General features: G+C 63.4%; 4 protein-coding genes. 3 read left to right on the top strand and 1 reads right to left on the bottom strand.

The features are described 5' to 3' along the window. Positions 1-112 precede the first annotated feature (112 nt). Positions 113-1573: a metalloprotease TldD gene (tldD, locus tag QB898_RS11170; protein WP_279525018.1), complete on the top strand. Its 1461-nt coding sequence runs from the start codon at positions 113-115 to the stop codon at positions 1571-1573. A 230-nt stretch (positions 1574-1803) separates the two neighbouring features. After that, the gene (locus tag QB898_RS11165) at positions 1804-2805 is read left to right on the top strand and encodes a porin (protein ID WP_279525017.1); all 1002 of its coding nucleotides are present in this window, start codon (positions 1804-1806) and stop codon (positions 2803-2805) included. Positions 2806-3241: 436 nt separating this feature from the next. On the opposite strand, the gene glnE is transcribed toward QB898_RS11165, so the two are convergent. Beyond that, entirely contained in the window at positions 3242-6163 is a 2922-nt protein-coding gene (gene glnE / locus QB898_RS11160) for a bifunctional [glutamate--ammonia ligase]-adenylyl-L-tyrosine phosphorylase/[glutamate--ammonia-ligase] adenylyltransferase (RefSeq protein ID WP_279525016.1), read from the bottom strand. Between the two features lie 36 nt (positions 6164-6199). Here glnE and QB898_RS11155 point away from each other — a divergent pair, with 36 nt between their 5' ends. Next, the gene (locus QB898_RS11155) at positions 6200-10372 is read left to right on the top strand and encodes a YhdP family protein (protein ID WP_279525015.1); all 4173 of its coding nucleotides are present in this window, start codon (positions 6200-6202) and stop codon (positions 10370-10372) included. Positions 10373-10446 lie beyond the last annotated feature (74 nt).

The following is a 10446-nucleotide window of genomic DNA, read 5'->3' as shown; positions in this document are numbered from 1 at the left end:
AAACACCTTAGCGCCGATGATAGTGCGGACTCCCGTGCGAAAGTAGGACATCGTCAGGCCCATTGATTGAAAAGCACCCGAATGGGTGCTTTTTTTATTTGGGGATTAGGAAGTGAGACTTGTTCATGGTGAATCTTCTCTTGATTTGGTGGAGCGCTATTTGTTGGCTCAAGATGACTTGACATGGCAAAGCCTCAAAGATGCCTTGAATTTAATTGGATCTCGATGCGTTGACGATGCGGATATTTTTCTCCAATATTCGTGCGCTGAGAACTGGGAGTTTGACGAGGGGAGTATCAAAACGGGGGGATTTAGTATCAGCCAAGGAGTGGGTGTGCGGGCAGTATCTGGTGAGAAAACTGCTTTTGCATATTCTGATAGCCTGTCCAAGCTTGCTGTGATGAATGCGGCTAAAACTGTGCGGATAATGGCGCGCACAGCTCAGACTCCTTCAAAGTCAATTGGTATCAAGGCGGGATGTGCGCAAAAAGGCCGTTTGTATGGCGAAGCCAATCCCCTGTTTTCCCTTAGCAGTCTTCAGAAGGCTGCCTTGCTGGAACAAGTAGACAGGAAGGCGAGGGCGGTGGATCCGCGCATCGTGCAGGTAATGGCTAGCTTGTCCTCTGAGTGGGAGGTTGTGCTCGTTGCGCGATTGGATGGAGCCATGGTTGCTGATGTCAGGCCATTGGTGTATTGTTCTTTGACAGTCATTGCGGAGCAAAACGGTCGACGCGAAGTGGGGTCGGCGGGTGGCGGTGCCAGAAGCGGATTGGAATATTTTTCAGAAGATCAGCTTGACACCTATGTGGCTCGAGCTACCCGAGCAGCCCTGACAAATCTGGAAGCTAGATCTGCTCCTGCTGGTGAAATGACCGTGGTGTTGGGGCCTGGCTGGCCTGGAATTTTGTTGCATGAAGCAGTGGGACATGGATTGGAAGGGGACTTCAATCGCAAAGGGGCCAGTGTCTTCGCGGGCCGGATTGGCGAAAGAGTTGCGGCCCGAGGCGTGACTGTTTGGGATGATGGCACTATATCAGGGCGGCGCGGCAGCCTGAATGTAGATGACGAAGGCAATCCACCGCAAGCCACTCTGCTCATCGAAAATGGCGTTCTAAAAGGGTACATGCAAGACGCCCAGAATGCGCGTCTCATGAAGCAAGCTTTGACGGGCAATGGCCGAAGGCAGAGCTATGCCCATCTGCCTATGCCGAGAATGACCAACACTTATATGGCAAATGGCGATTGCGCACCGGAAGAGGTGATTTCCAGTATTAAAAAGGGCTTGTACGCCGTGAACTTTGCTGGAGGACAAGTGGATGTGACGAGCGGAAATTTCGTTTTTTCAACCAGCGAAGCTTTCTGGGTAGAAAACGGAAAAATTCTTTACCCCATCAAAGGGGCAACGCTGATTGGCAATGGGCCGCAAGTGCTTCAGAGGATTTCCATGATAGGAAATGATATGCGCTTGGATGCGGGTGTTGGCACTTGCGGCAAACAAGGACAAAGCGTACCTGTGGGCGTGGGCCAGCCCACGTTGCGCATTGAGCAAATGACAGTGGGCGGTACCGTTTGAAGTTGTGTGATTGTTGTTTTTTGGCAGATGACGAAGGCGAAAATCGCTTCCGCTGTCGTCAGATTGCAACAGGCGGGAGGTGGAACGCATCATTTGCTTTGCAGTTTTCACGAGAGTCTGGCCCAATACATATGGCTTCCCGTGCGGGGGGTTGGCTGGGTCCAAATCAACGCGGATGCTAGTGCTTCGCTTGGCCTGCGCCTTATGTGTTTAACCTTGGAGAATTTGCAATGAAAAAATCCCTGATTGCGTTGGCTGTGCTGGCCGCTTCCGGTGCCGTTATGGCCCAATCTTCTGTGACGCTGTACGGCGTTGTTGATCTCGGTATTGGTCGTGTTGATTACAACCCTGCGACATTGGGTGTAAAGCGCCCAAATGTTAAAACTCAAATGCATGGCAATGCCATTGTAAACAATGGTGCGAGTCGGATTGGTTTCCGCGGTGTAGAGGATCTGGGTGGAGGCCTTAAGGCTGGTTTTAATTATGAGCAATCTATTGATGCAGAAAATGGTGCCGCTCGTAGTGGTTATGGGCGCCAAGCTAATGTGTGGGTAGAAGGAGGCTTCGGTCAATTTAAGATGGGACGTGCGTTTACGCCCAGCTATAATGGTATGGAGGTATGGGAGCTGCTTGGAGCTCCTGGTTATTCTGTGGTCGGTAATACATACGGCTTTGTTGGTCGTAGTTCTGCGCGCAATAATAGCCAATTTAGCTACAAGACACCAGTTTTTGGAGGCTTTAGTGGTGAGATTGGTTTTGTTACGAAGGGCGATTACCACCTCAATGGTAAGAATCATAAGATTGATGCCAACCTGATTTATGCCAATGGGCCGTTGGGTGTCGGTTTTTCATATAATAAAGTTAGCAAGGAAAAGGCTAATTATGCATTAGGGGCCAAATATGATTTTGGCATGTTTACTCTGGCGGCAAGTTATAACGACGCTCGCAATCATGAGGTCACGGATGATGAAGGAAACGCGCTTGGCGTGAATCGTCGCAGCGGGTTTACGATTGGCGGCCTGGTCAAGTTTGACAATGTGAGCGTGGCTCTTGATGTCGCACGCGATACAAAGCATCAAAACGCTTATGACTCCACTGTGAAGTACAAGAAATACACCAACGCTGTGGTTGAAGCTAAGTACGCTTTGTCCAAGCGCACATTCCTGTATGCAGACTACCTGCGCCTCGATAGCACCAATAACTACGGTGTCGGTCTGCGCCACAACTTCTGATGATGAAGACAGCTTGAAGCTGTGTCAGCTTTGAAAAAGCCGCCTTTGGGCGGCTTTTTCTTTTCTGATTGGTATTTCGAGGAGGCCTCCGGATTGCACTGAGTTGGTGCACAGGTTAATTCTGATTGCGAAGATAATCTGATGTCTTATTCGGCTGAAGTAATTAATATCTGGATTCGCAGGGAGTGTCAGGCGTTTGCTAGGAATTCGATTGGTTATATAGTTTTGTGCTTAATACAAGGACAGGGCAGCCGCAACTCTGAAGTGAAGTTTCGTTGATTGATATTGAGACTCAGCGACTGATAATCAATGAATGGCAGTGACGTGCTGTTGCCCGCTCGCTTGCATGGACTGCTGAAAGGCTTGATAGGGCCAAAGTTATCCCAGGGTCTGTTTGTTCATGACTGAGGGAGAGAAAGATGGCGCAGCTTTGCGCTCAGGCAAAGAGGTGCTGCCATATGGCCTGGATGGCGGCGCGTTCGCTGGCGAAGGCGGGTTCGTTGAAGCGGTTGCCGGCTTCGTTGAGGCGGGCGATGTGCTGGGCGTGGCGCAGGGCGCGGTAGGCATTGGCGGCGGCCTGGCCTGCGCCGGCGGGCAGCAAGGCGGCGGCTTCGGCGCGTTGCAGCAGGGCGATGTTGCCGAGGTTGGGTTCGAGCTGCGGGTGCTGGCGGGCGTGGGCGAGCACGAGGTATTGCACGCTGAATTCGGCGTCGATCATGCCGCCGGCGCTTTGTTTGATGTCGAACACGCCGGGCGGCGTAGCGTGGGCGGCGCGCATTTTGTGGCGCATGGCGGCGATTTCGTCGCGCAGGGCGGGCCGGTTGCGTTCGGCGGTGATGACGGCGTGGCGCACGGCATCAAAGCGCGGGGCGAGCTGGGGCAGGCCGCAGACGTAGCGGGCGCGGGTCATGGCCTGGTGTTCCCAGGTCCAGGCGGTGTTGCTGCCGCGTTGCTGCTGGTAGCTGGCGTAGGCGGCGAAGCTGGTGACGAGCAGGCCGCTGTTGCCGTTGGGGCGCAGGGCGGTGTCGATTTCAAAGAGGTCGCCTTCGCCGGTGCGGGTGGTGAACCAGGTGATGAGTTTGCGGGCAAAGCCTGAATAGATGTCGGGGGCGGCGGGGTCGTCGTCGTCAAAGACGAAAACAAGGTCGAGGTCGCTGCCGTAGCCCAGTTCTTTGCCGCCGAGCTTGCCGTAGCCGATGACACCCAGCGCGGGCTGGCTGCGGTGGCGTTTGCGGTAGCGCGCCCAGCACCACTGGATGGCCACGCGCAAGGTGGCATCGGCCAGGGCGGAGAGGTCGTCGGCGACTTGTTCGACGGTGAGCGCGCCTTCCACGTCGCGCGCGAGGGTGCGGAAGACTTCGGCGTGGTGGGCGCGGCGCAGCAAGTCAAGCAGGGTTTCTTCGTCGTCTTCGCCGGTGCTGGCCAGGGCGGCCAGGCGCTCGTGCAGGGTTTGCTCGAAGGCGGCGGCGTCAAAGCGCTGCTGCATGAGGCCGGGGCTGGCAAGTTCGTCGATAACGCCGGGGTGCTGGCGCACGTAGCGGGCGGGCCAGCGGGCGGCGCCCAGCACGCGCAGCAGGCGTTCGTGCACGGCGGGGCGCTCCATGAGCAGGGCCAGGTAGCTTTCGCGGCGCAAGAGCGGCTCCAGCCAGTCGGCCATGCGCAGCACGGCTTCTTCGCTGATGCGGCCTTCGGCCAGCCAGGCGGCGCTGCGGCGCAGCAGGTGCATGAGGCGGGCGTGCGCTTGTTCGCGCAGGGCCTGCACGCGCGGGTGGGTGGCCCAGGTTTGCAGGCGCTGCTGCGCGGCGGGGGGAAAGTGCTGGAGCAGCTCCTGAAGACCGGGCGGCGCGGTTTCCAGCTGGGGGGCGTTGCGGCTGGCGTCAGGGTGCGCGGCATGGGGCGCTGCGGTTTGTTCAGGCTGGGCGGCGCGGCATTTGTCGCATTGGCGGTGCGCCTGGCTGCCGCCGAGCAGGCTGTCGAATTCGTGCGCGACGACTTCGCGGTGGGCTTGCAAGTCGTCCAGCAGCGCGCCGGTTTGCGCGTAGCCCATGCTGCGCGCCAGCCAGTCGAGGTCGGCATCGGCCGTGGGCAGCAGGTGGGTTTGCTGGTCATCCAGATACTGGATGCGATGTTCCACGCGGCGCAAAAAGGTGTAGGCGGCGGCCAGCGCCTGTGCGCGGTCTTCGGGCATGAGCGCGGCGCGCGCCAGGCGCGGCAGGGCTTGCAAGGTGGCGCGCGTGCGCAATTCGGGAAACTGGCCGCCGCGCACCACTTGCAGCAGTTGCACGATGAATTCGATTTCGCGGATGCCGCCGCGCGAGAGTTTCACGTCGCACGCGCCGCCAGGGCGGCCCGCGCTGCGCTTGCTGGCCTGTTCGCGAATTTGGCGATGCAGCGCGCGCAAGGCTTCAAAGACGTTGTAGTCCAGGTATTTGCGAAAGACAAAAGGCAGCACCACGCCGCGCAGCGCCCGCGCGGCCTCGGGCGTGATGCCTTGCGGCGCAACCACGCGGCTTTTGAGCCAGGCCAGCCGTTCCCATTCGCGGCCTTGCACGTGCATGTACTGCGCCAGAGTGTCCAGCGCGCAAACGGCGGGGCCGCTTTTGCCGTTGGGGCGCAAGGCCAGGTCGATGCGAAAGACAAAGCCGTGTTCGGTGACTTCGCCCACCAGCGCGTGTATCTGGCGGGCCACGCGGGTGAAGTATTCCTGCATGCTGACGCTGCCGCGCCCGTCTGCGCGGCCTGCGGTGTCGCCGTCGCTTTCATGAAGGTAGATGAGGTCGATGTCGCTGGAGACGTTCAGCTCGCGCGCGCCCAGCTTGCCCATGCCAATCACCCAGAAGGGCACGCGCTGGCCGCGCCCGTTCAGCGGCGCGCCGTGGCGCTCGTCCAGCGCGGCGAAGGCGTGGCGGCAGGCTTCGTCCAGCGCGAATTCGGCCAGCTCGGTCATGGCGCGCGTGACCACTTCCAGCGGGGCCTGCTGCTCGCAGTCCAGCACGGCCAGGCGCTCGACGACCAATTGGCGCGTGATGCGCAAGGCCGCGCCCGTGTCATGCCCCTGCGCGCGCAGCGCGGCAAAGGCGGCGGCCATGCTGGCGCGATCGGGCGCACCGGGCGCCAGCAGGGGCAGCTCGCCTGCGTAGCGGCGGCGCAGGCGCTGCACCAGGCGCGAGTGGGCGGCCAGGCCGTCGAAAAAACCGGCCCCGGCAGGCGGCGCGGGGGGCGGGGAGGCGGGAGGCGTCAGGCCGCAGGCTTGCGGCTGCTCGCAGCCTTGGCAGGCAGAGACCAGATGCTCGGAAAAATCAAGGGCGGGCCAATCAGGATCTGGCAAATCAAGGGCTGGCGTCTGAGTGCAAGTCATAATTTTTGGCTTCGATGCCAGCCTGGGTGCCCCACTTTGCTTGATTCATTTTTCCGACTTGCCGCCCGCCTGCTGAAAGTGCTGCTGTGGCTGCTGGTGTCGCTGGTGCTGCTGTCATCGGTGGCGTGGGGCTTTTTGCACTGGTTCATTGTGCCGCGTATCGACGATTTGCGCCCACGGCTGGAGCGCCTGGCCTCGCGCGCGATGGGGGCAAGGGTGACGGCCGAGCGCATCGAGGCGGTTTCCAATGGGCTGATTCCCGTCATCACCCTGCACGGCGTGACGGTGCGCCCGAACGCGCCGGATGGCGAAAACAGCGCGGATGGCGCAGACGGCGAAGCCGGGCTGAAAGTGCCGCGCGTGCTGGCCGCTTTTTCCGTGCGCTCGCTCTGGCGCCTGGGCTTTGAGCAGCTGGTGATAGACGGCGCCCAGGTGCAGCTGCGCCGCCGCGCCGATGGCCGCCTGCTGGTGGCCGGGCTGGATGCTTCGGGCGACGCCAGCGCCGACACGCGGCTTGCCGACTGGTTTTTCTCGCAGCCGGAGCTGCTGCTGCAAGGCGGCCAGGTGCGCTGGGTGGACGAAACGCGCGCCGCGCCGCCCGTCACCCTGACCGACGTGAGCCTGCTGTTTCGCAATGGCCGCCGCAGCCACGTCATGCAGCTGCAAGCCACGCCGCAAAAGGAGTGGGGCGAGCGCTTCACGCTGGTAGGGTATTTCCGCCAGCCGCTGCTGTCTTTGCACGCCGGGCAGTGGCGGCAGTGGAGCGGGCAGGCCTATGCCGATTTCCCGCGCGTGGACGTGGCGCAGCTGCGCCGCTATGCCCATGCGGGCGATCTGGGCGTGGAACTGCGCGAAGGCCGGGGCGCGCTGCGCGCCTGGGCCAGCGTGCGCGAAGGGCGGCAGGCCGAGGCCACGCTGGATGTGTCGCTGGCCAGCGTTTCCGCCGTGCTGGCGCCGCGCCTGCCGCCGCTGGCCTTGCGCTCGCTGGCGGGCCGTGCGCACTGGCAATGGGCCGGCAGCGGCATCTCCCTGCGCACGGAAAACCTGCAATTTGAAGACGCCAGCGGCGCGGTCTGGCCCGGCGGCAACTTCAGCCTGAAGCTGGAAAAAACCGGCGGCCAGCTGCGCGCCGACAAGCTCGATTTGGCCGCCCTGGCCCGCCTGGCCGCCGCTTTGCCCTTGGGCGAAGCGGCGCACCAGCACTTGCGCGCGCGCGCCATCCAGGGCCAGGTAGACAGCCTGAACGCCGCCTGGCGCAACGCGCCGCCCGCCGAAGCCGCCACGGCAGACGCCCCCGCCATCGCCGACTGGAGCCTCAAGCTCCGCGCCAGCGCCTTGTCCATCGGCGCCGATGCCGCTTCCGGCACGCCGGGGCTGGACGGCGCCACGCTGGATGTGGACGCCAGCGCCCAAGGCGGCACGGCCGAAGTGCTCATCGCCCGTGGCGGCCTCACTTTCCCCGGCGTGTTTGAAGAGCCGCGCATTGCCTTGGGCCAGCTCAAAACAAAGGCGCACTGGCAAGTGCAAGGCCGCCGCATCAGCGTGCAGGCCGACAGCATTGACGTGGACAGCGCCGACGCCACCGGCCGCTTTGCCGTCCGCTGGCACACCGGCGACGAAGCGGCGGGCCAGCCGCGCTTTCCCGGCGTGCTCGACTTGAAAGGGCGCTTTGCCCGCGCCAATGGCGCGCGCGTACACCGCTACTTGCCGCTGGTCATTCCGCCACAAGCGCGCCACTACGTGCGCGACGCCGTGCGCGAAGGGCTGGCGCAAGATGTGGACGTGGCCATTCAGGGCGACTTGCGCCATGTCCCGTTTGACGAACCCGGCCAGCGCGGCCAGTTCCGCTTTGCGGGCCGCGTGAAAAACGTGCTCATGGCCTACGTGCCCCGCAGCCTCCAGCCCGAAGGCCAGCCCGCCTGGCCGCCGCTGAAAAACCTGGCGGGCCAGCTCATTTTTGAAGGCAACGGCATGCGCGTGGAAAACGCCAGCGCCGACGTGCAAGGCCACCCCGGCTGGCGCTTTGACCAGATTGCCGCCCGCATTGACGACATGGCCCGCGCCGTCGTGCAAGTCAAGGCCCAGGGCCAGGGCGATCTGGCCGCTGCGCTGGGCATCGTGCGCGCTTCGCCCGTGGCGGGCTTCACGCAGCACGCGCTCGATGAGGCTGAAGCCGAGGGCAAGGCGCGTCTGGCGCTCTCGCTGAACCTGCCCATCGAGCACATTGAAAAATCCAAAGCCAGCGGCGAAGTTACCCTGGCGGGCAACGCCATCCGCTTCAGTCCCAACGCGCCGCCGCTGACCCAGGCGCAAGGGCGCGTGAGCTTCAACGAACAAGGCTTTGCCCTGCATGACACGCACGCGCAAGCGCTGGGCGGCCCCGTGCGCATCAGCGGCGGCAGCGTGGCGGCTGGCAAAGCAGCCAGCGAAACAGCAGGCGCAACAGCAGGCAACGCAGCCGATGGCCTCCCCGCCCACAGCGTGCGCATCAGCGCCAGCGGCACCGCCAGCGCCGAGGGCCTGCGCCTCATGAAAAGCTGGAGCGGCGTACCGGGCCTGGCCACGCGCGCCAGCGGCAGCGCCAGCTATGAAGTGGCGCTGGGCTTTGCCGATGGCGAGCCTGACGTGACGGTGAAAAGCGATCTGCGCGGCCTCTCATTCAAGCTGCCCGCCCCGCTGGACAAGCCCGCCGCCGATGCCTGGCCCCTGCTCTACGAACGGCGCGCCCTGCCCGGCGGCTTGCAGCGCCTGACCATCCGTGTGGGCAAACGCTTTCGCGCCGAATATGAGCAGCAAAGCGCCAGCCAGGGCGGCCGCGTGCTGCGCGGCGCACTGGCGCTGGGCGAGACCAGCGTGCATGCCGCCAGCGCCGCCGCCCTGCCCGCCAGCGGCGTAACCGCCCATGCCGCGCTGGATGCCCTGCCCGCCGCCGAATGGCAAGACGCGCTGGACGCCATCTTCCCCGGCGCCAGCGACGCCCAGACTGCCCCCGCCTCCAGCACCTCCAGCAGCTACATGCCCGACCGCGCGCACCTGCGCGCGCGCCAGCTCCTCATCGGCCGCCGCACCCTGCACGCTGTGCAAGCCGACGCCGCCCGCCAGGGCAGCCGCTGGAGCGCCAAAGTCCATGCCGACGAACTGGCAGGCCAAATCGAATACCGCCCCGCGCAAGGCCAAGACGCGGGCCTGCTGCGCGCCCGGCTGGAGCGCCTGCACTGGCCCGAGCCTGATGCAGCGCCGCCAGAAGAAGCGGCCACGGCCAGCGCCGAAAAATCCGACGAAGCCGAAAAAGCCGCCAGCGGCGAAGCGCCTGCCCAAACCCTCTCGCGCATGCCCGCGCTCGACATCAGCGTGCAAGACATGCGCCTGCACGGCAAAAACCTGGGCCAGCTGGACATCCGCGCCGTCCATCACGCGTCCGGAAACGCCGCCGAAGGCCAGTGGCAGCTCAACACCTTGCGCCTGCAAAACCCCGACGCCACCTTGAGCGCCCACGGCTCCTGGGCCGCCCCCGCCAAAGGGGGTGCGCGCCGCACCCGGCTGGACTTCACGCTCGAGGCGGCCAACGCAGGCCATCTGCTCGCACGCCTGGGCATGCCCGACACCCTGCGCGGCGGCAAAGGCCAAATCACCGGCCAGCTGCACTGGAGCGGCTCGCCCGCCGCCCCCCACTACCCCAGCCTGGGCGGCCACCTGCGGCTGGACATGGGCGAGGGCCAATTTCTCAAAGCCGACCCCGGCGCGGCCAAGCTGCTGGGCGTGCTCAGCCTGCAAGCGCTGCCGCGCCGCCTCACGCTGGATTTCCGCGACCTGTTCAGCGCCGGCTTCGCCTTTGACCAGGCCAGCGCCGACGTCAGCGTGGCCGCTGGCGTGGCCCGCACCACCAACTTGCGCATCAGCAGCGCCAACGCCACCGTGCTCATGCAAGGCAGCGCCGACATCGCCCGCGAAACGCAAGACCTCACCGCCCTGGTCATGCCCGAAATCGACGCCGGCAACGCCGCCCTGGCCACCGCCTTCGTCAATCCTGCCGCCGGCGCCATCGCCTTCATCGCCCAGCTCGCCTTGCGCAAGCCCCTCTCGCGCGCCGCCATGCGCGAATTCCGCATCACCGGCAGCTGGAGCGACCCCGTCGTGCAGCAGATCGAGCGCAAGGAAGAACGCAAGGACGAAACGCCTGCCGAACCCCAGGCCACATCCGGCGGATAGCTTGTTTTTGCTCCTTTATAAATAGCATTAGGTCCTAGTGGAAATTGCGCAGAGGCCATTTTTCTGCCCCTGAA

Origin of the sequence: Ottowia cancrivicina (genome assembly GCF_029813755.1) — a bacterium.
GTDB classification, from domain to species: Bacteria; Pseudomonadota; Gammaproteobacteria; order Burkholderiales; family Burkholderiaceae_C; genus Ottowia; species Ottowia massiliensis.
The sequence above is the reverse complement of the archived record's forward strand: the minus strand, read 5'-3'. Positions and strand labels throughout refer to the sequence as shown.